This is a genomic window from Neorhizobium galegae, assembly GCF_017877135.1.
Lineage (GTDB): Bacteria > Pseudomonadota > Alphaproteobacteria > Rhizobiales > Rhizobiaceae > Neorhizobium > Neorhizobium galegae_A.
Genome location: NZ_JAGIPH010000013.1, coordinates 15,693 through 41,789 on the forward strand (window position 1 = coordinate 15,693; position 26,097 = coordinate 41,789).

The 26,097-nt window shown below is 61.4% G+C and carries 25 protein-coding genes; 6 read left to right on the forward strand and 19 right to left on the reverse strand.

Features of this window, described 5'->3' with window-relative positions:
- Positions 1 to 52: 52 nt before the first annotated feature.
- From J2858_RS23215 to J2858_RS23240, 6 genes are all read right to left on the reverse strand, one after another.
- Entirely contained in the window at positions 53 to 718 is a 666-nt protein-coding gene (locus J2858_RS23215) for a nucleoside triphosphate hydrolase (RefSeq protein WP_210107256.1), read from the reverse strand.
- A gap of 32 nt (positions 719 to 750) precedes the next feature.
- Positions 751 to 1,599 (reverse strand): sugar phosphate isomerase/epimerase family protein, encoded by an 849-nt coding sequence (locus J2858_RS23220; protein ID WP_210107257.1) that lies wholly within the window; start codon positions 1,597 to 1,599, stop codon positions 751 to 753.
- 1 nt (position 1,600) lies between these two features.
- Complete coding sequence (locus J2858_RS23225) at positions 1,601 to 2,596, reverse strand: ABC transporter permease (protein WP_210107258.1); 996 nt, start codon at positions 2,594 to 2,596, stop codon at positions 1,601 to 1,603.
- On the reverse strand, positions 2,593 to 3,609 hold the full coding sequence (locus J2858_RS23230; protein WP_210107259.1) for an ABC transporter permease: 1,017 nt from the start codon (positions 3,607 to 3,609) through the stop codon (positions 2,593 to 2,595). The genes J2858_RS23225 and J2858_RS23230 overlap by 4 nt, the downstream gene beginning before the upstream one ends.
- The gene (locus J2858_RS23235; RefSeq protein ID WP_210107260.1) at positions 3,602 to 5,095 is read right to left on the reverse strand and encodes a sugar ABC transporter ATP-binding protein; all 1,494 of its coding nucleotides are present in this window, start codon (positions 5,093 to 5,095) and stop codon (positions 3,602 to 3,604) included. The genes J2858_RS23230 and J2858_RS23235 overlap by 8 nt, the downstream gene beginning before the upstream one ends.
- A 113-nt stretch (positions 5,096 to 5,208) precedes the next feature.
- Positions 5,209 to 6,189: a substrate-binding domain-containing protein gene (locus J2858_RS23240; protein WP_210107261.1), complete on the reverse strand. Its 981-nt coding sequence runs from the start codon at positions 6,187 to 6,189 to the stop codon at positions 5,209 to 5,211.
- A gap of 242 nt (positions 6,190 to 6,431) precedes the next feature.
- On the opposite strand from J2858_RS23240, the gene J2858_RS23245 reads away from it, so the two are divergent.
- On the forward strand, positions 6,432 to 7,499 hold the full coding sequence (locus J2858_RS23245; protein ID WP_210107262.1) for a LacI family DNA-binding transcriptional regulator: 1,068 nt from the start codon (positions 6,432 to 6,434) through the stop codon (positions 7,497 to 7,499).
- A 556-nt stretch (positions 7,500 to 8,055) separates the two neighbouring features.
- Here J2858_RS23245 and J2858_RS23250 read toward each other — a convergent pair.
- From J2858_RS23250 to J2858_RS23270, 5 genes are all read right to left on the reverse strand, one after another.
- Entirely contained in the window at positions 8,056 to 9,198 is a 1,143-nt protein-coding gene (locus J2858_RS23250; protein WP_210107263.1) for an alpha/beta hydrolase, read from the reverse strand.
- 100 nt (positions 9,199 to 9,298) lie between these two features.
- Positions 9,299 to 9,682 carry a hypothetical protein gene (locus tag J2858_RS23255; protein ID WP_210107264.1) on the reverse strand — a complete coding sequence of 128 codons (384 nt, stop codon included), beginning with the start codon at positions 9,680 to 9,682 and terminating at the stop codon, positions 9,299 to 9,301.
- Between the two features lie 43 nt (positions 9,683 to 9,725).
- Positions 9,726 to 11,585 (reverse strand): mechanosensitive ion channel family protein, encoded by a 1,860-nt coding sequence (locus J2858_RS23260; RefSeq protein WP_210107265.1) that lies wholly within the window; start codon positions 11,583 to 11,585, stop codon positions 9,726 to 9,728.
- Between the two features lie 5 nt (positions 11,586 to 11,590).
- Positions 11,591 to 12,538 carry a formylglycine-generating enzyme family protein gene (locus J2858_RS23265; protein WP_245367212.1) on the reverse strand — a complete coding sequence of 316 codons (948 nt, stop codon included), beginning with the start codon at positions 12,536 to 12,538 and terminating at the stop codon, positions 11,591 to 11,593.
- Positions 12,539 to 12,562: 24 nt separating this feature from the next.
- Positions 12,563 to 14,029, reverse strand: coding sequence for an arylsulfatase B (locus J2858_RS23270; protein ID WP_245367215.1), 1,467 nt, complete (start codon positions 14,027 to 14,029; stop codon positions 12,563 to 12,565).
- Here J2858_RS23270 and J2858_RS23275 point away from each other — a divergent pair.
- Positions 14,015 to 15,067 (forward strand): helix-turn-helix domain-containing protein, encoded by a 1,053-nt coding sequence (locus tag J2858_RS23275; RefSeq protein ID WP_210107267.1) that lies wholly within the window; start codon positions 14,015 to 14,017, stop codon positions 15,065 to 15,067. The two genes, J2858_RS23270 and J2858_RS23275, sit on opposite strands and share 15 nt — an antisense overlap.
- Positions 15,068 to 15,094: 27 nt before the next feature.
- Here the strand turns inward: J2858_RS23275 and J2858_RS23280 are convergent, their stop codons facing one another.
- Entirely contained in the window at positions 15,095 to 16,051 is a 957-nt protein-coding gene (locus tag J2858_RS23280; RefSeq protein WP_210107268.1) for an alpha/beta hydrolase family protein, read from the reverse strand.
- Between the two features lie 189 nt (positions 16,052 to 16,240).
- Between J2858_RS23280 and J2858_RS23285 the strand changes: the two genes are divergently transcribed.
- The gene (locus tag J2858_RS23285) at positions 16,241 to 17,140 is read left to right on the forward strand and encodes an AraC family transcriptional regulator (protein WP_210107269.1); all 900 of its coding nucleotides are present in this window, start codon (positions 16,241 to 16,243) and stop codon (positions 17,138 to 17,140) included.
- 101 nt (positions 17,141 to 17,241) lie between these two features.
- Here the strand turns inward: J2858_RS23285 and J2858_RS23290 are convergent, their stop codons facing one another.
- On the reverse strand, positions 17,242 to 18,186 hold the full coding sequence (locus J2858_RS23290; protein ID WP_210107270.1) for an NmrA family NAD(P)-binding protein: 945 nt from the start codon (positions 18,184 to 18,186) through the stop codon (positions 17,242 to 17,244).
- Positions 18,187 to 18,259: 73 nt separating this feature from the next.
- Between J2858_RS23290 and J2858_RS23295 the strand changes: the two genes are divergently transcribed.
- On the forward strand, positions 18,260 to 19,093 hold the full coding sequence (locus J2858_RS23295) for an AraC family transcriptional regulator (protein ID WP_210107271.1): 834 nt from the start codon (positions 18,260 to 18,262) through the stop codon (positions 19,091 to 19,093).
- A gap of 50 nt (positions 19,094 to 19,143) precedes the next feature.
- Here J2858_RS23295 and J2858_RS23300 read toward each other — a convergent pair whose 3' ends face one another.
- On the reverse strand, positions 19,144 to 19,695 hold the full coding sequence (locus J2858_RS23300; protein ID WP_210107272.1) for a helix-turn-helix domain-containing protein: 552 nt from the start codon (positions 19,693 to 19,695) through the stop codon (positions 19,144 to 19,146).
- Between the two features lie 362 nt (positions 19,696 to 20,057).
- Here J2858_RS23300 and J2858_RS23305 point away from each other — a divergent pair, with 362 nt between their 5' ends.
- Complete coding sequence (locus J2858_RS23305) at positions 20,058 to 21,266, forward strand: sensor histidine kinase (protein ID WP_210107273.1); 1,209 nt, start codon at positions 20,058 to 20,060, stop codon at positions 21,264 to 21,266.
- Positions 21,267 to 21,399: 133 nt separating this feature from the next.
- Here the strand turns inward: J2858_RS23305 and J2858_RS23310 are convergent, their stop codons facing one another.
- From J2858_RS23310 to J2858_RS23330, 5 genes are all read right to left on the reverse strand, one after another.
- Positions 21,400 to 22,593, reverse strand: a complete 1,194-nt coding sequence (locus J2858_RS23310) for an MFS transporter (RefSeq protein ID WP_210107274.1) — start codon at positions 22,591 to 22,593, stop codon at positions 21,400 to 21,402.
- Positions 22,593 to 23,447 carry an MBL fold metallo-hydrolase gene (locus J2858_RS23315; RefSeq protein WP_210107275.1) on the reverse strand — a complete coding sequence of 285 codons (855 nt, stop codon included), beginning with the start codon at positions 23,445 to 23,447 and terminating at the stop codon, positions 22,593 to 22,595. The genes J2858_RS23310 and J2858_RS23315 overlap by 1 nt, the downstream gene beginning before the upstream one ends.
- A gap of 174 nt (positions 23,448 to 23,621) precedes the next feature.
- Positions 23,622 to 24,662 (reverse strand): MBL fold metallo-hydrolase, encoded by a 1,041-nt coding sequence (locus J2858_RS23320; protein ID WP_210107276.1) that lies wholly within the window; start codon positions 24,660 to 24,662, stop codon positions 23,622 to 23,624.
- Positions 24,663 to 24,823: 161 nt separating this feature from the next.
- Positions 24,824 to 25,102, reverse strand: coding sequence for a XapX domain-containing protein (locus J2858_RS23325; protein ID WP_210107277.1), 279 nt, complete (start codon positions 25,100 to 25,102; stop codon positions 24,824 to 24,826).
- 65 nt (positions 25,103 to 25,167) lie between these two features.
- Positions 25,168 to 25,824: a hydrolase gene (locus J2858_RS23330; RefSeq protein ID WP_210107278.1), complete on the reverse strand. Its 657-nt coding sequence runs from the start codon at positions 25,822 to 25,824 to the stop codon at positions 25,168 to 25,170.
- On the opposite strand from J2858_RS23330, the gene J2858_RS23335 reads away from it, so the two are divergent.
- Entirely contained in the window at positions 25,823 to 26,041 is a 219-nt protein-coding gene (locus tag J2858_RS23335) for a hypothetical protein (protein ID WP_210107279.1), read from the forward strand. The two genes, J2858_RS23330 and J2858_RS23335, sit on opposite strands and share 2 nt — an antisense overlap.
- Positions 26,042 to 26,097 lie beyond the last annotated feature (56 nt).

The window sequence follows — 26,097 nt, forward strand, 5'->3', positions numbered from 1 at the left end:
ATGACTCCCTTTGATAGTGACGCCCAAGGGGCTGCCGGACGTTGAGGCAGGCTCAGGCGCTGTTATTCACGCGCAGATCGGGCTCTGCGCTGTTTGACATGATGAAGAGCCCGTTCGGCAGGTCGTTCTTCTCGACCTTCTGGGCGATTTCCTCTGCGGGCAAACCGAAGCCGCGCCAGCGCTCCTGAAGACGACGGCGCAGTTCATCGACGTCAACGTCAACGAAAACGGTGAGGTCGAAGATCGGCTTCAGCCGGTCCCACGGCGCCTGCTGCGCCAGGAGATAGTTGCCCTCGCAGACGATGATCTCCGTCGATTGCGCAATAAGCCGGCCGCCGGCCCGCGCGATCTCGATCGACCGGTCGAAAACGGGAACGGCGATGACATCGTCTTCATTGGCCTTGAGACGCTGCAGCATATGGCGGAAGCCATGCGCATCGAAGGTATCGATGGCGCCCTTGAAGGGCCGCCGACCCATCTCGTTCAGCACGGCATCGTCGTAATGATAGCCGTCCATGGGAAAGAGCGCGGCTTGCGCGCCAAAATCTTTTCCCAGGAGATCGACGACATGTTCGGCCAGCGTCGATTTGCCAGAGCCCGGCGCACCGGCAATGGCGACCAGAATCCGCCGCCGACCGAACGCATTGAAGCGCTCGAAAGAGGCCTCGGCGATGGCCTTTGCCGTTGCCGCGATCCCAGTTGAACCCGTATCAGCCATTGAATACCTCCTCGCTATCTGTCCGGCCCGGCTCACGCCAGCCCGTACTGAACCGCCTTGTTGCGCAGGAATGAAAGGCCATCTTCGAAGACCTGTTCGGCATCGCGGGCAACCGGACGCCATGTGGAGATGGCGCCCGCCATCTCGGTCGGCATCGCCGCAAAACTCTCCAGCGTCAGCGCACCCTTGAAGCCGATGGCGGCGAGTGCCGCGAAGATCGCATCCCACGGCACGTTTCCGTAGCCCGGCGTTCCCCGGTCGCTCTCCGACATATGCATGTATTTGAGGTGGTCACGGGCCGCGATGATGCCGTTCGCAACGCCCTTCTCCTCCATGTTCATATGGAAGGTGTCGAGGTGGACGAAGACATTGTCGAGACCGATCCGCTCGACCAGCGCAACGGCCTGGGCCGCGGAATTGACGAGATGGTTCTCATAGCGGTTGACCGCTTCGATGCCGAACTGAAGTCCGAGGCTTTTGGCGTGTGTCGCTGCAGCCCCGAGCGCACGCGTCAGGTTGTCGTATTCCGCTTCCGTCGGCGGAAAACCGGTCCGCTCGTTGGTGCCGCCATAGGTGACGCCGGTCAGCGCCTCGGCGCCCATCGCGGCCGCCGTGTCGAGGGCTGACTTCAGGTGCTCGATTGCCGCATCCGGACGCCGCGAGGGCCAGGCATGCTCTGGCATGACCAGCGAGCAGGCAGCGCGAAGCGCGTGCTTTTCCAGCAGGCCGCGGCTGTGTTTGGCATCGACGGACGGAATATCGATCAGAGGGATCTCGATGAAATCCTGTTTGTAGCGGGCGGCACCTTCGATGGCGCGCTCTGCCCCTGCGTGGTCCCACACCGTGGTCCACATCATTGCATGTATGCCAAGTCCCTGCACGTCAGGCCTTCTTTCTCGTGAAAATGCGATAGTGGGATGCCAGTGTGCGCGCAGCCATGACAACGATCATCAACACGCCCCAGAGAGCCGTCGCAAGGTGCTGGTTGGCGCCCATCAGGTTGAGGCCGGACGACAGAAGCTGCAGGACGACCAGGGCGACGAAGACCGGCAGCACCCGACCGAACCCGCCGAACGGATTGACGCCGCCCAAGAAGGCCGCAAGCACGGTAATCAGCAGATAGGATTCGCCGTGGCCGACGCGCACCGAATTGAACCGGGCAAGCATGATGATGCCGGCAACTGCGCACATGATCCCCGACAGCGTGTAGACGAGGACAACGATCTTGCGCGTGTTGAGGCCGGAATAGTCTGCCGCGTCCATGTTGGAGCCGATCATCAGCAGGCCGAAGCCGAGCTTGCTGCGCGTCAACAGGACATGCCAGACGGCCACGCAGACAAGGAAGATCAGGAGCGGGATGGGAAGGCCGAGAAACGATCCATGGCCGATGGGCGCGACATAGGCGGGAAAGCCCGACACGTCGCCGCCACGGGTGAGGAACTCGCCGAGCCCCCGCAGAAAGATCATCATCGACAGGGTGACGAGGATCGGATGCGCGCGGGTATAGGCGATGGCAGCACCGGTCAAGGCGCCGGCAGCAGCGCCGGTCACAAGCGCGGCCACACAGGCGAAGACGAAGGCGCTCAGCGGAGCGTCCGCACCACCATGCGCCTGCAGCACCCATGCCGCCGCAAGTCCCGAAAGATTGGCGGTAAAGGTGATCGACAGGTTGATACCGCCGGTCAGAAGCGGCAGCAGCATGGCAAGCGTCAACAGGCCGAGTTCGGGAAGCTGGAACGCAACCGACCCAAAGGTCCCGAATGACAGGAAATTATCCGCTGCGAGGCCAAAGATCAGCATCACGGCGATAAATGCAATCACCGGGCCGCCCATATCCGCGCCGAACGTGGCATTGAACTTCTGGACAAAGGTCTTCATGAGCGCTGGCTTCCTTTGCGTGCGGAGCTTTTCAGGGCATCAGGCAGGAGTTTGTCGAAGCGGGCCGACGAGAGCGTGATGGCTGCAAGGATGATGGCGCCGACAATCATCTTGAAGGCAAAGGGAGAGACGCCCATCAGGTTGAGGCCGTTCTGGGTAATCGAGACCAGAAGCACGCCAAGCACGCAACCCAGCACCGAACCCTTGCCGCCGCCGAGACGCGCCCCGCCAAGGACGGTCGCGGCCAGAACATCAAGCTCGCGGCCATAGAGGGCGTTCGGCACCACTTCCTGCGCGTAATGCGCCTGCATGAGCCCGGCGATACCCGCCATCAGACCCATCCAGCCAAAGGAGATGTAATGCATGGCACCGATATTGATGCCGAAGCGACGGGCACCTTCCGGATTATCGCCGAAGGCATAAAGCTTGCGGCCGGTCGTCGTGCGCGAGATCATGAAGGAGGTGGCAATGCAGCAGAGCACCATCACCACCACCGGCAGCGTGAGTTCCACCCAGGAGCCATCCGCCATCTCGTGTTCGTAAAACACGACACGGTTGGAGAGCCAGTCCGGCAGGTTGTAGATCGACACGCCCTTGGTGAAGAACATCAACAGGCCAAAGAAGATGTTGAAGGTCGAGATGGTCGCGACGATCGAAATGATCTGCAGGCGATAGACCAGAAAGGCATTGATCAGCCCAAGGCCAATGCCGACCACGCCGGCAATGATGAAGCCTTCGGCCCAATTGCCGCCGCCGAGTGCTGCAAGCGCGAGAACCGCAACATATTGGACGACCGAGGCGGCGACGGCGAAGGAAATATCGATGCCGCCCGAGATCAGCACAACCAGCAGTCCGACCGCGAAGATGATGTTGACGGCCGAGACGTTCAGCACGTCAAAGGCGTTGGAGATGGTGAAAAACCGATCGGTGCCAAAGGACAGCCCGATGCAAAGCAGGACCATCACGGCAAGCAGGGTAAATTCGGTCGTATGACCTGAGACGAGCCTACGCATAGACGGCGGACTCCAATTCTGTAAGCGAGATTTGACGCGGGTCGTAAACCGCCTGGAAGCGGCCTTCCGCCATGTGGATGACGCGGTCGGTGTTGAAATAGACTTCCGGCGCTTCGTCGGAAATGACGATGATCGACAGACCTTCGGCTGCCAGCTTTCGGACGATCTCGAAGATGCCGGCGCGCGCGCCGACATCGACGCCGACGGTCGGGGCATCGAGGATCAGGATCTTGGGGCTGATCGCCAGCCACTTGGCAATCGCCACGCGCTGCTGATTGCCGCCTGAAAGGGTGCGGATCGGGTCATCCGGCGTGCCGATCTTGACGCCGAGTTCCGAGATCCAGCGCGAAACGACCTTTGCCTTTCGCGATGGCGAAATGAGGCCACCCGACAGGATACGGTCGAGCGACGCCATGACAAGATTGTCGGCGATGGACTGCGGCTGATTGAGGCCGAGCGACAGTCGGTCCTCGGAAAGATAGGCAATGCCCGCGCGGATCGCATCGCGGTTGGAGCCGAAGCTGACCGCCTTTCCCTCCAGCAGGATCTCGCCGGAATGGGCGGCGCGCATGCCGAACAGGGTGAGCGCCAGTTCCGTGCGGCCCGCCCCGAGAAGGCCGGTGATGCCGAGTGTTTCGCCGCGCTTCAAATCGAAGGAAACATCGCTGAATTCGCCATGGCGCGTGAGGTTGCGGACCGAGAGAACGACGGGTGCGTCGTCATGATCGGTGGCAATCACGGCATTGTCGAAGTTGCGGCCGGTCATCAATTCGGTCACGCGGGATTGGGTCATGCCTTCGACCGGATAGACACCGACGAGCGAGCCATCGCGCAGCACTGTCATGCGGTCGGAGATTTCCAGCACCTCCGCCAGGCGGTGAGACACGAAAACCACGGCAACACCGGAAGCCGAGAGATTGCGCACGATCTCGATCAGGTAATCGGTTTCCGATTGCGTGAGAGACGCCGTCGGCTCATCCATGAAGACGAGGCGCGCTTCGCCCACCAGCGCACGGGCAATCGCCACGATCTGGCGCTGGGCGATCGGCAGATCTTTCAACGGCTGATGGATATCGAGATTGACGCCGAGACGCGCCAAGGCCTTTTCCGCCGCAGCGTCGATGGCGCGCTTGTCGATGAGGCCGTATTTGCCGTTCACGGCAAGCTGGAAACCGATGTTTTCGGCAACAGACATTTCGCCGAAAAGCGCCAGGTCCTGCCAGATCACCTGAATCCCTAAGGACTGGGCGAGTGTCGGCGTCATCGCGGCAATCGGCTTGCCGTCGAACAGGAACTCGGCGCCCTCTTCCGGCTTGTAAACGCCGGTGATGACCTTGATGAGCGTGCTCTTGCCGCAACCGTTTTCACCGGCCAGACAATGGACCTCGCCCGGATTGACCTCGAAGGAGACGCCTTTGAGGGCACGCACGCCGCCAAAGGTAACCTTGATATCTTTCAGGGAGAGAAGCGGATGTGCGCCCGACATAACGTGTACTCCGTCTGACCACGCTTGCCGTGACCATTCGACTGTCTTGTTTTTATTGAAAATGGGGTCGCGCGGACGCTGTCGCCCGCGCGACCCCTGCAGCTCCGGGAGGATCAGAGCCCCATCGACACCAGTTTGTCGATGCTTTCCTTGTCGATCTTCAGAAGCTGATCGACGATGATGGTGTTGCCTTCGGGCGTAATGGTGCCGAGACCGTCGATGGTCTCACCCGCCTTCGGTGCCTGCCCCTTGGCAATGCGGTCGGCAAGCGTCACGAAGACTTCGCCGGCCTGCTTCGGGTTCCACATGAAGCCGCCCGTCAATGCGCCGCTCTTGATCAGCTTGGCGCCCTGCCCCGGCGAGAACGGCCCGACGACAAAGACCTTGCCGTCCTTGCGGCGCTCTTCGACGGCGCGTCCGGCGCCGATCGGACCCTGCGACCCAAACGCCATGAAGCCTGCGAGATCCGGGTTGGCCGACATCAGGTCGAGCGCCGTGGAGCGGCTCTTGTCGAGATCTTCGGCAACGCCGTAACGGTCACCGACGAGCTTCATGTTGGGATAATTGGCCTTGATATAGGCGATTGCCGCATCGGCCCAGGCATTGTGCAACGGCACCGTCAGCGAACCGACGAACACGGCATAGGAGCCCTTGCCGCCCATCTTTTCGGCCAGAAGCTTGCCGTGGGCCTCACCGAAACCCTTCGCGGATGCCAGTTCGAAATCCCAGTCCGCACCCGCCTGCTTCGGCGATTCGTGCGTGATGACCTTGATGCCCGCGGCCTGCGCCTTCATCAGCACCGGCTCCAGCACCTTGGAGTCGTTCGGAACGACGCCGATAAAATCAACCTTCTGAGCGATCAGATCCTCGATGGCGCGAACCTGCAAGGCCGGGTCGGCACTGGTGGGGCCCACCATGAAACCATTGACCCCGAGCTTTGCGCTCTGCTCCTTGATGCCGGCTTCCATGGCGTTGAACCACGGAATGCCACCAATCTTCACGACGACGCCAATCTTGGTTTCGGCAGCGAATGACACGGTGGAAGTAAAGAGCGCCAGCGAAAGGCCAAGCGCGACTGACATAATTCTCTTCATGGGGTCCTCCTCTTCAAAACTATCCCTGACGCGTAAAGACATGCCTGCAAGAGCTCGCGCCCTGGCGTTGGATCTACGATGCCTGTCACAGGCCCCTCCAGCGTCGCTCCTCAAGCGAACCACCTGCACAATCGATATTTCTAGGTTGCACAATCGATGGTGCACGCACATTATCACCAAGCGGGCTTTCGTCAAGAGGGGCTGGCATCTACAACGTACAAGACGGGGGAGGTGATTCCGGCATGACTGAGAAGGAACAGAGGAAGGCAACGATCTACGACCTGTCGGTCAAATCGGGTGCGTCGGCCTCGACGGTGAGCGCTGTGTTGAATGGCACCTGGCGCAAGCGGAGGATCTCGGAAGAGACGGCCAACCGGATCATCTTGCTGGCGCAGGAGCACAAATACACCGCAAACCAGCAGGCCAGGGCGCTGAGGAGTTCCCGGTCGGGACTGGCGGGACTGCTTCTGCCCATCTACGACACGCGCTTCTTTTCCACGATGGCGCAAACGTTCGAGGCGCAGGCGCGCAAACGCGGCTTGATGCCGGTGGTGGTCGCGGGACGACGCGATCCGGAAGAAGAGCGCCGGACCGTCGAATCGCTTGTCGCCTATTCGATTGATCTCCTGTTCATCGCGGGCGCAACAGATCCCGATGGCGTTCACAAGGTGTGTGCGCGGGCAAACCTGCCGCATATCAACATAGACCTTCCGGGGAAACTCGCCTCGTCCGTCATTTCCGACAACCGGCAGGGCGCCAAGGCGCTCACGCTGGCAATCATTCGGCATGCCCAGCAGGCAGGCCCTCTGACGGCCGACGATGTCTATATGTTCGGCGGCCGCGACGACCATGCCAGCCGCGAACGCATCATCGGCTTTCACGCCGCAAAGGCCGAGATCTTCGGAACTTGCCTCGGCGACGACATGGAGAGCACCGGCTATTCGCCGAGCATCACGGCCCTTGCCTTCGAGCGCTTCTACGAACGCCACGGCCTCCTGCCGCGGTGCTTTTTCATCAATTCATCGGTCAATTTCGAAGGGCTGCTTCGCTTCATGAGCAAGCACGACGGCGAAGTTTTTGGCGATATCGTCGTGGGTTGCTTCGATTACGACCCCTTCGGCTCCTTCCTTCCCTTCCCCGTGTACATGATCCGGCCGAACATTTCCGAGATGCTGGAAAAAGGGTTTGAACTCTTGGACTCAGCAGAAGATGCGCCCCGCATCGTCCTCATCGAACCGCAGCTTGTCCTGCCCCGCACGGCGCTCGAAGGACCGCTGGACGAGTTGAAGGATAGCGTCACATCCGTTTAGAATGTTGCGCAGACCGCTGGGACGAGCTCAAGACGGGCCAAGGCTCAAGGTCGGCTATAGGACCGCGTGAACCTGACTGGCGACGTCCGATTGTAAACGTCGACCTTATCGTTGACTGCTCTTTGACATTGTTCGAACAATCAGGCACTTAAGGGCAAGAGGTTCCTCCGCATGCGCGGAGATAGACCCAGGCAGGAGCCGAGGCTTGCACCGCGCAAAATGGTTCCTCCGCATGCGCGGAGATAGACCCGTATGGCTGACCTCGTAGCCGCGCCCGAACGAGGTTCCTCCGCATGCGCGGAGATAGACCCTGGACACGGTTGGAAACCGGTGCGGCAATTATGGTTCCTCCGCATGCGCGGAGATAGACTCGTCGTTGTCAGTTCCGGTTGAAATCTGCTGTGAAAGTGTCCGGTTGTCTGAGGTGTTCCGGCTCCCTCCGTAGGACAATCGGCTGCGGCGCGTCCCGGAAAGGCGCGCCTCCTCTATTTTCCGAGAATCGAAGCACCTTCCCAGAAGCCTTAAGGCCTGCGCCCGGCCACCCCTGCCCCCGATGTCACGGGCCTGGCTGTCCAGCCTTGGGCAGCAGCAGCAAGGGCGAGGTGAGCGTGGCGCTCAGTGTGTCCAGCACGAAGGTTCCGGGGCTGCGTTTGACGCCGGACGAATCTGCCTCGACCGGCGCCAGGATGGGCGCGAGAGCAGAGACCTGGGCGAAGCGGTTGTGGTTGAATTGATCCTTTGTCGAGAGCGCGGATATATCGATGATCTCGAGCTTGCCGAGGTCGGCTGCCTGTTTGACACGCGGATCACTGACATCGAGCGCACCGATGCGCCGCCGCTGACCCGCCAGGAGACGCGAAACGGCGAGTGCTCGATCGTCTTTGGAGACGAGCACCGTCATCGGTGGGGAGAGTGAACCGATCACGGCGAGTTGCGATCGGAAGACCTGCACGTCGATATCCGGCGCCGCCAGAAACACCGTGAGCTTTGTAAAAATTGCCGATTTCTGCGAGAGGCGCAGCTGCCGGAGCGCCTCGGCGGACAGCCATCCGCCCATGCTGTGGCCAATCAGTGTTACCTTGCGCACCGCCGGGTTGCGGCCGAGGTCATCGAGCAGTTGGCTCAATCCGTCACGCGAAGCGGTGGCGGCATCCTTGTCGGCAAGATAGCCTGTCACGCTTGCCTCTGATGGCCAGGAAAAGAGGATGGGGGTCCGGCTGCCATCGTCGGAATCGGCGTTGATCTGCGCAAGGCGGAACAGAGCCTCTTGGAAACTCGTGTTGAAGCCGTGCACGAAGACGCCCACCTGAGATCGGCTCCCTGTCTGGGCAAGGCTGATCGCTTTATGAAAACTTGCCGGATCGAGAACCTTCTGCTGGATCGTCACGAAGCTTGCGGCAGGATCAGGCGTGCCTTCCTTGGGCCATTCGATCTCGCCCGGACGATGCACCGGGGGGATCGAGATGGTGAAGGCGGCATAGTTGAGCTTGTCTGCCGTTTCATTGGTAAAGACATTGCGATCAGGATCCGGACGCGCGCGCATGGTCGCGACATAGACGGTGACCTGGCGTGTGCCGGTCACGCGGGTGCTGATCTTCGGCACGTCGAGGACTTCCGGCCCCGGGCGTGTGACGCAGGCCGACAGCATCGCGACCATTGAGAGACACACCGCAAGCCTGCCGATCATGGACATGCTCATTCTCTTAAACCTCCTGCGCGCATCGGGCCGGATCTTTCGGAGCTCATCCTTTGACGGAAACTCCATGACCGGGCGCTCTGATACGGCCTAACGCCTCGTCTCAATGCGGTTTGCAATAATCCCAATAGCCCCGGTTCTGCTGTGGGCTGGACCAGTACCAGCATAGCTGCGGACTGGGCGCAGGCGGCACGCTGGAGGCAACGATGATCGTCCCCAAGACTACGCCGGCAACCACGGCACCGTAATAGGGGCGCCGCACCCAGGGGCGAACCGGCCGGACCACGACGACCCGCGTGTGATGATGATGGACGACACGCGCCTCATCGGCGCAGAACACGCGCAGGCAACCACCGCTTGCCTGGAACGCCGGATCCTGGAGTAGTGGCGAAAACAGGGGGGCGGCCGATACCGGAGCGGCCAGAGCCTGGACGACGCACAATCCGAGGAGGATCGAACGCGTCCCACGTCTTTTTCTGTTGATCATGCGTTCTTTCTCCGGACCGTTTGAAACTTTAGCGAGGTATGGGTCATGCGGCATCGCCATGCGGCGGCGTCTCATTGAGGAGCGGCTTCGGCACGGCTTTGATGCCATGTTCCTGAAAACCTTTTTGCACGGCGGCCAGCACGGCGCGGCGGATCAACCAGGGGCGACCGGGCCGGGCCTTGAACTTGCCGCGAATAACCAGCGTGCCATCCTCCACCAGGGCGATCCCCTGGCTCTTGAAGGGCTCGATCAGGTCGACGGCGATGGCCGGATCCGTAGAAATCTCCTGGCCGATCTTCTTGAAAAGCCGCCGCACTTTCTCGATGTCCGTATCGAAGGCAACGCGGAAGGCCAGCTTTTCAATCATCCAGTCGCGGCTGTAGTTCTCGACCTTGTCGATCTGGCCGTAAGGAATGGTGGTGAGAGCGCCGCGATGGTGGCGCAAGGAGACGGAACGGATCGATATTTTCTCCACCGACCCCTTCGACCCTGAGATTTCGATGTATTCTCCGAAGCGGAAGGCATCATCGATCAGGAAGAACAGCCCCGAGACGATGTCCTTGACCAGCGCCTGCGAGCCGAAACCGATGGCAAGGCCAAACACCGAAAAGCCGGTGATGATCGGCCAGACATTGACACCGAGCGATAGAAGCACCGACAAGGCAGCGAGCGCAAAGATCACCGATCGTGCGAGGCGGCTCAAGAGCGGGACCAGCGTTTCCAGTCGCGAACGCGGCGCAGCCGGGGCATCCTCGTCGCCGTCGGCCGCTGGCTCACCGGTCGCCCGGGTGGCAACACTGCCGGTGACATTCCAGAGATAGGCGGCAAGCAAGGCAATGGACGCCGCCTGCAGCGCGTCGGCGGCGACGCTCCACGTGTCGAAGCCGAGACTGGCGGCAAGCGGCGCGATCCACAACGTGCCGATGGCGGCAGAGGCGACAACCAGCACCATGAAGCGAAGGGTCTCGCGTGCCGCCGCAGCCATCACCGACACTCGTTCAGAGAGAACCCCCAGGCGCGCCCATTCCCCGATCAGGGCATCCAGATGGGGTGTCGCCACGAAGATGACGGCGGTCATCAGTACGGCCGTCGCAGGCAGCGGCGCCCCGACGGTTATCGCCGTCTGCGTGCTGGCCAGGGCGGTGAGCAGAAAGCCGATGACGATGGCCGGCCAGCGGCGCGCCAGGTGTTTGCGAAGCAAGGAGCGCGGCCGCGGTCCGGCGACCGCAAGGGCAAGCGCCCGCCGGTTGCGCCGGGCGACCAGTGAAAATAGGAGAACGCTCGGCAGCGAAACAAACAGCGTCACCAGACTGTCGGTCAGGGCAGGACCGGCCTGCCACAGGCGTAGCACCATCTGGAGACCAATCCCTGCGAGCGGCCAGGCGAGGCTGAGGGTCAGATCCCGCCGCAGCCGTTTTACCCGCGCCGGCGGCGGTTTTGCACCGCTTGCGAGCCCCGCTGTCATGATCTGGCGCAACATCATCACGAGCAGGCATCCGGCAGCGGTGATCACCGCACCCTGTCTCAAGGTCTGCCCGACCGCGCCACCCGATGCCAGCATGGAGGCTGCCGCCAGGCCCACGATCAATGCGACGAGCGTGATCAGAGGCAAGCGCAGAGCCATGCCCAGTCGAGACAATCTCGACTGGCAAAACCAGAAGACGATGATCGTCAAAAAGGCGACAGACGCGAGAAGGAAGAAGATGCCGGTTGCAGACGTCCCTGCGTCCCGCATTCTCTCCGCAAGCGCAATTGCCTGTTCGGGAACCCGATCAAGCGCTTCGATCCGCGCCGAGAAGCCGGACGTCACGCGCGTCGTCACCGTCTCCAGGGTGGTGACCAGCGCAGCCATGTCCGGCGGTGGCGGTGGCGCAGCAGCCAGCGGAAGGGCTTGGTTTGCCATGATATTCACCCGTTGAATGGAACGATCACGCTCGGACGCAGGACGCATCGAAATCCGACATGACTGGTCGTGGTGTCTATGGTCTGGGCGAGGCGGGCCGCCGGGCGGTAGCGATGGCAATAATTGGGGGCGCAAAGATGCGAACCACCCTTCAGCACCTTGCGTGGTTTTCCCAGGTAAAGCATGCTTTGATCTATGCTATCCGCCAGACTGCCGCCGCGCGGATTGTCGATGGTACAGCAGGCCTTGGCGGCCGGTTGATGCGGTCCGAACCAATCCTCGGTCCACTCCCAGACATTGCCGGTCATGTCGTAAAGACCGTAGCCATTCGCGGGAAAGCTGCCGACTGGCGATGTGCGCTCAAAGCCGTCCTCGGCGAGATTTTCCCAAGGAAAGCGACCTTGCCAGGTATTGGCCATATGCACCCCGTTGGGACTGAATTCGTCTCCCCAGGCATAATCGGCGCCGTCCAGTCCGCCCCGCGCGGCAAACTCCCACTCCGCCTCGGTCGGCAGACTTTTTCCGGCCCAGCGCGCAAACGCCAGCGCATCCTCATAGGCCACATGCACGACCGGATGATCCTCACGTCCGGCCAAGCTGCTCTGCGGACCTTCGGGGTGGCGCCAGTCCGCGCCATCGACATAGGTCCACCATTGATAGGCATCGTCGGGTTCACGCGCGGACTGCGGAGCGGTGAAGACGGCCGAAGCCGGTTGCAGGGCCTCAGGCGGAACGCCGGGATAGAGGTCCGGGTCGGCCGGGCGCTCGGCAAACGTGACATAGCCGGTCGATGTCACGAAACGGGCAAAGGCCCGGTTCGTGACAGGCGTTGCATCCATGAGAAAGGGACCGACGGAGACACGGCGCACCGGCGCCTCCTCCGGATAAAACCGGTCCGATCCCATCAGAAAGGTCCCCCCACTCACGGGGACCATCGTTTCGAGCATGGTCATGCTGCGCTTTCCCAAGGCTCAGAGCTAGTTATCAGCATCGAAGACGGCAGCAGGATCCCAGGATTTCGGCGGCGCGCCGAAGGTCAGCTTGATGGCCTCGCCCAGCAAAAGCGGTGGCGCCATCTGGGCGGACAGTTCCCGAATGCGCTCCTGGAGCTTCCTGACGATGCGGGGATAGCGTTCTGCCAGGTTGGTGGTTTCGCTCTTGTCCTTGGAGAGATCGAAAAGCTCCACCCGACCGGGCAAGGCGGCCGTCCAGATCAGCTTCATGTTGCCGTCCCGGATGGCACCGCCCATGGGATCGACATTATACACCATCTCGTGGCGCGCCGAAGGCTTGCCCTGACTGATCGTCGCCCAGGCGTTGATGCCATCGAGCGGCTTGTTTCGCCCGAGTTCGACGCCGGCAAGGGCCGCGAGCGTCGGATAGATGTCGGTGACATGGATGACGCCATCGACCTTTTCCGAGGCGATCTTGCCCGGCCAGTTGGCCAGCGCGGCAACGCGGGTTCCGCCTTCGTACAGCGTCCCCTTGCCGTCGCGGTAGGGACCGTTCTGCGCAGGCAGTTCCCCCGTCACCTTCGATTCGCCGGCGAACATGGCCGAGCGCACGCCGCCATTGTCGCTCTGGAACATGATGATCGTGTTTTCGCGCATGCCGCGCTTCGCCAGCGTCTCCACCAGCGCGCCGATGCCGTCGTCGATGATGGAGATCATCGCGGCATAGGCACGCCGCTGCGGATCCGGGATCGCGGAGTATTTGTCGAGATACTCCTGCGGCGCCTGAAGCGGCGTGTGCGGTGCCGTGTAAGCCAGGTAGAGAAAGAGCGGCTTGTTCGCATCATGCGTATCGACGATCTTCAAAGCTTCCTTGCTGAAGAGCAAGTTGTCGACCCCCTCTTCCTGAAGCGGTTCATTGTCGCGATACCAGTCCTTCACGCCATGAGAGGCATGTTCGAAGTGGTCGATCTCGCCCACCAGGGCGCCATAGAAGCTCTCGAAACCGCGCTGTGTCGGCCAGAATTCCTTCTTCGCATGGCCGAGGTGCCATTTGCCGACCATGGCGGTGCGGTAGCCGGCATCCTTCAGCATCTGCGGCAGAATATACTCGTCCGTTGCCAGCCCATAGCTGCCGCCGCTCGGGATGACACCCGTCTGCAGGCCGTAGCGCAACGGATAGCGGCCCGTCATAAGGGCTGCGCGGGTCGGCGTGCACATGGGCTGGGCATAGAACTGCTCCAGCCGCGCACCATTGGCGGCCAGCGCGTCGATATGCGGCGTGCGGATATCAGAACCGTGGTAGCCGACATCCTTCCAGCCAAGGTCGTCGGCGACCACGTAAATGATATGGGGCGGCTTCTCCGTCGGTTTTGCCTCGGCCTGCGTTCCGATCCCGAGCGTCGCCAGGGCAGAGGCGGGCGCGGCACCACCGATCGCCAGGCGGCTGATGGCAAGCGCTGCTCCACTCAGAAGGGTTTGGCGACGGGTCAATCCTTCATCATCGCCTGCTTCCGGCTCATTCACCATGCCGAACAATCATTTAGCCGAAGAGCTTATCTGACCACTGACGAGCTGTGCGATGTGGCGTCCCGCACGAGTCTGGAGATCGACTGCCTCTCAGCAGCCGATCAGCTCTCGCACTTCCACCAGGTCGGCCGCCCGGGCCGGTGGGGGCTCGATTGTCTCGAACTGGCGGCCCATGTGAGGGCGGACGGTGCCATCGAAGACGGTGCTGTCGCTCTGGTCTTCATCGAGCGCTCGTGCGGCTCCAGCATCGCAGGCATCCCGCTCAACGATAATGTTGTCATAAGCTTGCCGCCTGGCAGCGAGATACGGGCCAGCATGCGCGCCGGCACGATCTATCGCGGCATCGTCGTGCCCGTGACGGATTGGCTGGACATTCAGCACCAGACGGTCGGCTTCGTTACGTCCGACACGCCAAAGCCTTCGATGTTTTCCCTGAACGGCAACCAAGGCTCGGCCCTGATAAAGGAGACATCTCTTCTTGGCGACCGACTTGAAGCAGCCCTCATTCCCGATACCTCAGATGCTGCGGCTCAACAGCGCCTGCCGCTTCCCATATCCGATTGCCTGGCGCATCTGGCGGACATTCAAGCGCACACCGAATCCCGCTACGAGGCCGTCAACAAGTCGGTTGACGCGCGTCTGCGTCAGGCCCTGCGGGCCAAGGACTTCATTCTCGCACATCTGACTGAGGACCTCTCCGTCGACAGGCTGTGCGGCGCGGTCGGTGTCAGCCGGCGCCAACTGGAATATGCCTTCAGGACCACGTTTGATTGCAGCCCCTACGACTTCATCCAGTCCGTCCGCCTGAACGAAATCCGGCGGCAATTGCAGCGCGCCGATGGCCGAACCGTCACCCAGATCGCTCTGGACAACGGCGTCCAGCACCTCGGCCGTTTTTCCGCAGCCTATCGCAACCTGTTCGGGGAACTGCCCAAGGAGACGGCGCGCCAGAATTTGACGGCGCTGGCACGACATTATAAGGCCGGTTACAGAAAGGGTTGAGGCGTCAGACGTTGACGGCGCTGTGCCTCATGCCCTTCTGGACGGCCGGGACACGACATGTCCGAGCGACGCAGCCGGGCCATCAAGAGCCGTACGGCTCTTCATCCAGGCGTTCGGATCGACATCGAGAGCCGTCTGAAGCCAGGCGAGTGTCAGGCGTCTCATGGCCTCCAGTGCATCGGGGCTTTCCGTCTCCGTTTCCTTCGCGTCGAGACCCGCGATGCCGCCGAGCCCGTGGCCGACACCACGCAGCGTCAGGAGATCGCCGTTTGCGCCTGTTGCGTCGTGGAAAGCATCAGCATACCATTCTGGGCCGCGTGTCGTGAAACGGGGGTTATCCTCATCACCGCAGACGACGAGGATCGGGCGCGCAATGCCCGAAAAGTCGAGATCGAAGAACGGGAAACGCGCGGCGTTTTCTTCTGTCAGGTCGGCTCCGCCCCGGCCGGGCGCAGCGAGCAGGATACCGGCTGAAATCCGCGGATCGGAGAAATCCTCGCCATGCAACGTCGCACCGAGCAGGAGCGAGACCGTGTGACCGCCGAAGGAATGGCCAGCCGCTGCGATCCGCGTCCTGTCAAGGCGCCCCGCGATGCCACCCGCCTGCTGCTCCACCGCGTCCAGATGGTTGAGAATGGTCTTGAGTTCTTCCACCCGTTCGCGCCAGAAGAAGGGTGCACCCTCGCTATCTGCAGCCAGCCCGCCGACGCGGGAGCTGGCATGGGTGGGCTGGATGACCGCAAATCCACGTTCTGCCCAGAACTGTGCCACCGGCGCATAGCCGTCCTTGGAGGGGATATAATAGGACGGACCGTAGCCGTGAGACAGAAGGACTACGGGAAGCCCGCTCCCGCTCGCTGGCGCCGTCAACCGCAATTCCAGCGGCTGTCGCCCCGCCATCTCAAGGCAGATGGGGGTATAAGCGACGGTCAGCGCCGCCTCCGGCGTCGGAATGTGCCGGGCGAAGTCGATGAGATTGTTCATAGGGGAAAACTCCTGGACGGATTGTGAAAGGCAAATTCCAGCGGCCGCTGGATGTGCAGCGTTGAAGAGGGACTGCCGGACGGCAGCCGCCAAATCCTGCGGCGTCGTGAACAGGGCATCAGGATGGACGTTTCGTTCCGGACATTCTATGTTCAAATATCCACTATCCTTTAGCGAAAGTCCGATTTTGTGAGCGATCCCTTCGCAGATGTTGTTTCCCTGCTGAAGCCCAAGCCCTCCATTGCCAAACAGGTGACCGGAAGCGGGCGGTGGCTTGTGGAGCGCACGGAGCTTGGCAGCCCCTTCTATTGCGCGATTGTCGAGGGGGAATGCCATCTCACCATCTCGGGCAGCCCCCCTCTGCTGCTGACGACCGGTGACTTCGTGCTCATCCCCGAAGCCTATTCCTTCACCATGAGTAGCCTTGAACCACCGCCGCGCGGAGCGCTGCCAGAGCGGCTGGAAACCAGTCCCGGCGTCTTCAGGCTTGGCGATGCCGATGCGACCGCCAATGTCCGGGCGATGATCGGTCACTGCGCGTTCGGTTCGGACGACAAGGCAATCCTCGTTTCGCTGCTGCCGGACCTTATTCATGTACGCGGCGCCGAAAGGCTCATGCGTCTGGTCCAGATGATCAACGAGGAGACCGGCGCTCAACGGGCCGCGCGCGAGATCGTGCTGTCGCGTCTGCTGGAAGTCCTGTTCATCGAGGCCCTGCGATCCGCGGGCGGCGCTGATGCCACGCCGGGCCTCCTTCGCGGCATGGCCGATCCGCACCTTGCCCCGATCCTCCGGCGCATTCACGAGAACCCCGCCCAGAGCATCAGTGCCGAAAGCCTCGCAAAGCATGCCGCCATGTCGCGCTCCACCTTCTACGCCCGCTTCCAGCGCGAAATCGGTGTCACACCCATGGACTATGTGACGGGCTGGCGCATGGCGCTCGCCAGACAGCTTCTGCGAGAGAAAGTCGCGACGGCTGACATTGCCGAACAGGTCGGCTACGGCTCGGTCAGCGCCTTCAGCGCAGCCTTCAGCCGCCACGCCGGCATGCCACCCGGCGCCTATGCGCGGATCGATGCAGCCGAGTAGGATGACCTACATACCGCATTTCGCGGCGCCCGTTCGGCAGGCTGCATGAAGAGAGGCTGGGGATGTTCGCAGGCAGTCGGGGTAAACTGCCTGCGAAGGGGTCAATCCTTGGCGCACCAGAGAGCAAAGGTCTCCGGCTCATCCTCCAGAGGTGCAGCGTTTGCGTGGTAACTCGGCTTCCAGACGTTGCGGATGAACGCTTCCATCGTCGTCGGCAGGTGCGGGCGGCCCTCGTGCTGCCCGTGGAAGGTCACGAGGCCGCTGTTCATCGCATCCGCCGTCAGCACGTCGTCCTGCCATCGCTCCGGCGTCCCGAACCGCACGAGAAACACGGTTTTCACCTCTTCGCGCCGGATGTCGATCACGCGATAGGCGACAGGCTTGCCGATCTCGGCACCGATGATCGCGACGAGGTCATGCATGGAGACGTCCTGCGAACCGACCTCGAGAGCCACGCGGTGTTGCCCTCTCGGATGTGTCAGTTCCCGCGCTGCCAGCTCCGCAATGTCATCGATGGCGACCCATGGCATCTTCACATCCGGCAGGCAGGACCAGCCGATGCGGCCATATCGGGCGATCGGCCTTATCCATGCAAAGGTGTTCTCCATGAACCATGCCGCACGCAGGTGTACCAGATCGATGGATGTGAGCTCGTTGAGCTTCGTCTCGAGCTGGTGAAAACTCTCGAAATGACCGGTCTTCGCCTCGACCTCGGAGCCCATCGATGTCAGGCTGAGGACGTGCTTGACGTCCGATGTCTTCAGCGCATCGACAAAACGCTGCGCCACGGCGCGGTAGTGACCCTCGATATTGTTCCAGTCCGTCTTGACCATCAGAAAGGCGGCATCCATGTCGCGGAAGAAAGCATTGAGTTCTCCCGTCCCATTGTCGAAGCTCCCGATGAAGGGCTCTGCGCCCAGCGAAACCAGTTCGTCCAGCGCCGATCCCCCTCTCGACAGCGCCCGTACCTGATGCCCTTCGCTCAGAAGCATTCGGGTGAGCTTGGCTCCGATGCGTCCCGTGGCACCAACGACAGCAATTTTCATGATCTACTCCGTTCATGGTTGATCATGGGAGGTTAGACCATTGCAGACCCACCGAATTTGGAGATAATGCCCCATGATCTCCAAAACGGGCCAATCTTCCGCTGAACGTCGCGACTGTTATGATGAGTTCGATCCCGACACTCTGGATCGCACCGCCTTTGCCGTCCGCCTCGACTTCAGCCAGTACAAGGACGAAGTTCCCCTGCATAAACATCGGCAGGGACAGCTTGTCATGGCTCTGCATGGCGCCGTTACCTGCAGGACGGAAAATGCGCTCTGGATCGTTCCGCCGCAGTGCGGGGTCTGGATCCCGGGCGGCATTCTTCACAGCAACCAGGCCACGTCCAACGCCGTGCTGTCCTACCTGTTCGTCGAGCCGGGTGCAGTACCGCTGCCGATGGATTGCTGCACCCTTTCCGTCTCGCCCCTGCTGCGCGAAATGATCCTGCGCCTGGCGGACGTCCCTGTCGCATTCGGCGGGAATGACCATATCGACCGTATGGTCAGGGTCATGCTGGACGAACTGGCACAGATGCCGGTAGAGGCGCTGTCGCTGCCTGCATCCCATCATCCCAAGATTGCCGCGATCACCGCTGCCTTGACTGAGGACCCGAGCGACCGCCGTACACTTGCCGACTGGGCGGTTCATATCGCCTTGAGCGAGCGGTCCCTCAAGCGGCTGATGGTCGAGGAAACGGGGCTGACATTCGGCCAGTGGCGGCGCCAGTTGCATCTCGTCATCGCCCTGCGCGAGCTCGCCAGCGGCGCCTCGGTGCAGCGGGTGTCAGGCGATCTCGGCTACGAATCGCCGACCGCCTTCATCGTCATGTTCAAGAAGGCACTCGGCACCACGCCCGCCCGCTATTTTTCAAATCGATCTGCCGGCCGGCCCCTGCGTTCCGACTGAATGCGGGTTGATATCGGTTGCTCGCGCAAGCCCGCTATCCCCGAACTCAATCAATGACTCGTGCTGAAGCGGCGCCAGGCGCTGGGCGTTTTGCCTGTTGCCTTGCGAAAGATGCGGGAAAGATGGGCCTGGTCCGAGAGGCCGCAGTCGAGCGCGATCTCGCTCAAAGAGGCCCGGCTGCTGGTCATCCGGTGCTTGGCATGCTCCACCCGGCGGCTGATGATGTAGTTGTGCGGCGACATGTCGAAGCTGACCTTGAAGGCTGCGGAGAAGTAGCTCGTGCTCAGCCGAACCAGGCGCGCGAGTTCGTCGAGCGATATCGTGGTGGCAAGATTGTCCTCGATATACTGCCGAACCCGATTTTCCTGCCAGGGTGCCAGCCCCCCGGTCGCGGGCCGCTTGCGGGGAGCCTCACTGGCAGGATACGGGCGCAGAAGGGTGGATGCCTGCTTCATCAGGTCGATTGCGACCGTCTCGTCGCTGTCGACAAGAGTGATCGCATGCATCAACAGGCGGGAGACTTCACTCGAGGATTCGACGAAGAGATTGTCGAAAGCTGCAGGCTTATCGTGATTGGAAACAGCGTTGGTGCCGAGAAACATGCCGACCTCCTGAATGAACCTTGAAAGCGTTTGGCTATGAGGTCATTCTGGCTCGATCAGCTGACTGCGGAAATTGTCCATCAATTGGCTTTTTCTAAACGCCAGTCGTAGCGGGTCATACCAATGTATGATTGATCTCCGGATCGAGGGCAGCTGAACCCGTGTGACCCGTGGTTTCGGGATAGGCTGCGCGGACTATTCTCACCCTTTGGATCGTTCGCTCGTTTTTGGATGATCCGGGGCCATATCGTCGCCCGAAGCTTTCAACTGCCCGCCGGAGACTGTATCGTTCAACGCAAGGCTGCAATCTTGCTGTCAGCATGGATTGCTAGGGACGCGCTGTAACGGTTGTGGAACGGGACATGGAGAGCGGAAATCTGTCACGGGGCGCTTTTTCTCTTGCTCCGCTGGCGATGGTCAGACTGGATCTGCGCAAGACGCGTGATCTGGTTGCGGACTGGAGCATACCTCTGGAGAGTGATCGAAGCTACGACCATGCCTGCGTCTGCGCCCTGACCAACAGCGCCGACATTCTGGACCTCAACAGTGCCGCCCAATCCATCATCGCGCTGGATGGAAAGGCAAGGCCGGACCGCTTGTCCCACATCATTCCCGAAAAACTGCAAAAGACCTTCGCGAAAGGGCTTGTGGCGCTCCTTCAGGGAAAAAGCTTTTCCATGGAAGGCACGGTAAAGTCCGCCGACGGGGCTGATTTTCCGGCCCACATCGCAGGGTGGACGGATATCCAGACCCACGAACGGGACCAGATCATCATCGGCATCACCAAGCTCGATCACCCCCTTGGCAGCAATAACACCGACATCCTTGCCGACCTTGCCCATGCGGCGAGAATCTCGATGCTCGGCGAGATGACGGCATCGATCTCGCATGAAGTGAACCAGCCGCTGGGATCGATTGTCACGAGCGCCGAGGCGGGGCTGCGCTGGCTCAGCCACGACAAGCCGGATCTCGAAGAAGTTCGCTCGCTGCTCGAACGGATCGTTGCAAGCGGCAGGCGGGCCGGCAACATCATATCGGCCTTGAAGGGTTTGGCGCGCAATGCAAAACCGGAACGGGAAACTGTCGATATAGCCGGCCTCATCGACGAGGCGGTTCTCATTCTTCGCTCGGACCTTAATCGCCGCCAGATCGGCTTGCGTGTGGAGATTGCGCCCGATCTGCCACCCGCCTGGATTGACCGGACGCAGGTGCTTCAGGTCATCGTCAATCTGGTCAGTAACGCGGCCCAGGCGATGTCGGACGGTCAGGCCTGGAACAGGACGCTGGCGATCAGAGCGCGGGAGAACCGGCAGAAGATTGTGCTGGAGGTGGAAGATAGCGGACCCGGGGTAGACCCGCAGGTGCGCGAACGCCTGTTCGAGAGCTTTTACACCACCAAGCCGACAGGCATTGGAATGGGGCTGGCAATCTGCCGATCGATCATCGAGGCCCACGACAGCAAGATCGAGCTGCAGTCGTCGCCCTATCTGGGGGCGCGCTTCAGCTTTACGCTTGCCACCGGACCCGATGCGGACACGGCGGCTTCGCCGGACAGCACCGACGCTGCGTAAGCCATGGATGTCCACCTTGTCGCGGTGGCCCCTGATCTTATGGAAGAATCGACTTACCGTTTCAGGATCATGAAACTTTGAGACAGGCGCGGGCAGAAAAAAGATCGCCCGCACCGGTTCACATGGCTCTTTGTCAGCGTTTCGCAGGCGTCTTTCGCCGGACGAGATCCAGAAGAAGTGTTAGCAGAGCAAGAACGGCGATGGTGACGACGCCGATGTCGACGGCCGTGGTCAGCGTGTAGAGCGTGGCGATCTCTCCGAGCGACAATGCGACCACGGCCTGCGCAAGGTATGCCACCAGAAAGAGCGCAGAGAGTGTTGCCGCCCGGTGGGTGACGGGCAGATGCCCATTGATCAGGGAAAGGCCGCCAAGCAGCAACCAGCTATAGGCAGCGCCGGCGCCAATCTGGGCAAGCCTGTAGAGGCTGAGCGAGTGCTCGACCGCCGCAAGGGCAAGGAGCGCCGAGGAGGCGATGGCCGTCACGCCACCCAACACGATCACTTTCGCTGCGCTCAGTTTGCGGGCCGGAATGGTGGCAAGCGCAGACGCAAGGGCAAACAGGGCGATCGTTCCTCCGTTGACCAGTGCATTCGAAGAGGCAACGACATCGCGCGCGACCTGGGCGCCGAGGGAAAGCACCATGGCGCCCAGAACATAGGCCCCGGTGACCGCTGCGGTGGACGCGACGAAGACCGCAAACACGCCGTTCGGGATGGACGGCACCCTGGGCCGCCAGTGGCCGGCAGCCCGTGATGCGGTGTGATTTGGCATGAACCACGTCACGGCGATCAGGCAGAGAAGAACGGCCGTCAGGACGGCGAAATTCAACCTCAGCGGAAGCGGCGCATACTGGATGAGTGCGCCGCCGACGAGGACAGCCGCCATCATTCCGAAGCCTTGCGCGGCCGCTGTCGCACTGCCCGCCTGACCGACCCGATGCGGCGGGCTGAATTCAACGACTGCCGCGGCCGAGGGACCGGCAGAAAGCCCGACGCCCACGCCCATGAAAGCGCGACCGAAGAATATCCAGTGCACGTCCGGCGCCACCGCGAAGATCAGCGATCCCAATGCGGAGAAGGCAAGCCCCGCCAGCATGGTCTCTCGTCTGCCGATGTGGTCGGAAAGGTTTCCGAACAACACCAGCACAGCCACGACAAAGACGGGATAGACCGCGAATATGGCGGTCGTCGTGAACGTGGTGAGATGCCATTGCCGGGCGTAAAGGGGATAGGTCAAAGCGGGCGCGGCACTGGTCCAGATGGTGTGCGCAACAATGGCCGCCGCGGTCAGGAAGCTAGCCTGGCGCCCGAGTACCCTGCGTGACATCACCTTTCTCCCGCAGCACTGGTGAACGCGTAGGCATCCCCGGCCTTCTGAATCCTGCCGACGCCCGGATAGGTCCAGTGAAAGCCAAGCAGCTTGGCGTTCTGGGCTGCGGCCTGATCGAGCAGAGCCCGGCGCGTCACCTTTGCCTTGGCAGGATCCATGTCGAAGCCAAAACTCCAGTCGGGATGCTCGAAGGAAACGATCTCGCTCGAGACGGCATCCACGGTGATGATCAAGGGAACATCCCCGTCGAGCACGACCGACAGATGGCCGGGCGTATGTCCAGGCGTTGAAAGGACATGCATGCCCGGTACGATTTCGTCACCGCCCTCCAGGAAAATGACCCTGTCCTGCAAGGCGGCCAGATCCCGGCGGGCACCCTCGACGAAAGGCTGCACTTCTGCAGGCAAAGCGGAGGCGGCCTCGCCCATCCAGAAATCCCACTCGGCCTTGCCGACAAAGTATTTTGCCTTCGGAAAGCGCAGACTTCCGTCGTCTCTCAGCACGCCCCAGATATGGTCAGGGTGCGCGTGAGAGAGAAGCACGATCGTCACCTCGTCGGCACGGACACCGACACGCTCCAGATTTTCCTCAAGCATGCCTTCGGTGGGCTGGAAGCGCTTGCCGGCACCGACATCCACCAGGATGACCTCCTCGTCGTGGACGATGAGGGGAATGTTCGATTGAGCGTGGGCGGTGTTGTCGCGGCCATCGAGGCGGGAGACGATCGTTGCTCTTTGCGCATCATCCGCTTCGGGCGCAAACAGCTCGCCGTTCAGCACAATCGGGCCATCGGATAGCACGGTGATATCGAATTCGCCGTGGCGGAAACTGTGAAAATCAGATTGGGTCATCTGCAAACTCCAGGTGTTGATGGAGCTTCATGTCGGTCCATCGAACGTGTTTTGAAACTGACATTATTGATGATCTTCCGTTCATTTTTGAACGGAGGGGCGCCGTGTGCTCCTGGCAGCGGATCCGTTCCCCTATGCCCATAGGGTGGGCAGGATTTTCCCTGCCTCCCCGCCTCAGGGTTTGGCGGCCGGGCCTTCGTAGTTCGCAGGGATCCAGAAGAAGTGCCCCTGGGAGGCGCTGACATGTCCGAGGCCGGGGAAGGAGATGTGCGCCGCGCCGATCCAGTAGCCGTTGCGCGCGGCGTCGGAGAAAATCATCTCGCGTTCTTTCTCGGCCATCTGGGCATCGCTGTCGTAAGCCAGCGTCACGGAGGGGTTCGGAAACTGCACGGCGGCGACGTGAACGACATCACCCCACATCAGCATCTTCTGCCCCTCGCTCTCGACCATGAAGAAGCTGTGGCCAGGCGTATGCCCGGGGCTCGCAATCGGCGTGATGCCCGGTGAAAGTTCCTGGCCATAGGCGAAAGGCTTGAATTTTCCCGCCTCGATATAGGGCCTGAGCGAGGCCTTATCGCCCTCGAACATGGAATTCAGAAGCTTCGGCGCTGCCTGCTCGTTCTTGTCGTTGAGCCAGTAATCGGCGTCGACCTCGCTCACCCGGACGACCGCGTTGGGGAAAGCCATCTTGCCGTTGGGCGCGATGCCGCCGACGTGGTCTGCATGCAGATGCGTCAGATAGATCTCATCAACCTGATCGGGTGAGTAGCCGGCGCTTTTGAGATTATCGATGAGGTGACCGCAGCAATCGCCGTAAAGAGAACCGGCACCGCTGTCGATCAGGATCAGTCTGCTTCCCGTGTTGATGAGGAAGGCGTTGATCGATCCCTGGACCGGCACGGCAAGCCTGCTTTCCGCAAGCAGTGCATCGGCCTCGCCGGGCGCCACCTGATCAAGCGGAACCGCGCCTTTGTTGCCGACCACCTGGGTCAGCACCGTGTGAACCGGAAAAGGGTGCGTGCCATCCGAAAGCACGGTGATCTCGAACCCACCGAGCATCATCCGGTAGAAGCCGGGTGCCTGGGTTCCGACAATGGGCGCTGCCGCGAGAGACGGCGTTGCCATCGTCATGGTCAGCGTCGCGGCGGTCGTCAGGCAAACCGCGGCGAGCGCCAACAGGCGCGACCGCACAGGCAAGGCAGATCTCGCAGACATCTCTGTTCTCCATGTTTTGCAGCGGCGCTTGCCCGGCCCTCGGCCGGCTTTTTCCGCGGCTGCAGAATGTGTGGTGCAACGATGGTCAAAGCCCGCTGGCGGCGATGTCGCTTCGGCATCGACCGATGCTTCGGCAATGTCCCGGTTGCCCTTCGGGACAATCAGGTGTCGATCGTGTTGCGCTTCGAGGAAACATCGGCGCGACTGGTGCCGCCAGGGAGATGCCCGAACATGTGCGGCTTGATCTGGTAGAGCCAGGACACGGCAGCGGGTTCCTTGCTCCAGAGCGTGCGGGCGAACGGAATGAGCTGTTCGCCGACCAGAATGCCGAGAAGGCCGACAAGCGCGATCACCGGAGGGACCGGCGAACGGACGTTCAAAAGGCTGTAGATGATGCCGACCAACAGGCCAGCGCCGAGCGAGAGGATGTAGATTTTCATGGACAGGATCTCCGTCATGGCCAGGAAGCCGCTCCATCGGACATGGAGCGGCATTCCCGATTGTTTCAGTGGCTTTCGGACGCGTTGAACATCGTCTTTGCGTAGATGATGCCGAGGCCGTAAGCCCCGCCGAACTTCTTGGCCACACCCGTCGTCATGTCGTAGGTTTCCGTGCGTGCCCAGTCGCGTTGCAGTTCGAGCATGTACTGAAGCGAGGTCATCGGTTGTGCGCCGATCTGGACCATGCGGTCCATGGCGCGGTTGTGAGCCTCTTCGGTGACGTCACCGCAGGCATCCGCGATCACGAACACTTCAAAGCCCTGTTCAATGGCGGAGAGTGCCGGACCGACAATGCACACACCGGTCCACAGGCCGGTCAGAACGATCCGCTTCTTGCCGATCCGGTTGATCTCTTCGATCACGGCCGCGTCTTCCCAGGTGTTCATCGAGGTGCGATCGAACAGCTTCTGCCCCGGGAAAGCCTCGGTGATTTCGTTGAACATCGGGCCGGAGAAGCTCTTCTCGGCAACGGTCGTCAGGATGGTGGAGACGCCGAAGCCCTTGGCGGCATTGGCAACGAGGGCCGCATTGTTGCGCAGGTTGACGGCATCGATGCTCTTGGTCGCAAAGGACATCTGCGACTGAAAATCGATCATGAGAAGCGTGTGGTCCGTCGGCGTCAGAAGCTTGGAGCCGGGCGTCGCAGTGGCATGAGCGGTCATGAGTGTTATCCCCTTGGATGATGCGAAATTGCATGGGGGCAAGATGCTGCAGATCGCCGGCGCATTCTTGTCGCATAAAGAGGTGGTTTGGATGATCTTGCGGAGAGCGATAATCCGGATCATCCTGCGGCTTCGATCCTCACTCGGTCGACAGACCGGAACAGCCCCGTACAACACTTCGACGCGCGATGCCGTGCGGCGCACGCTGATTTTTTGAACGTTTGTGCTGCAATTTGGCGATTGCACCCATTAAAAACCACAGCCTCTGGCGGT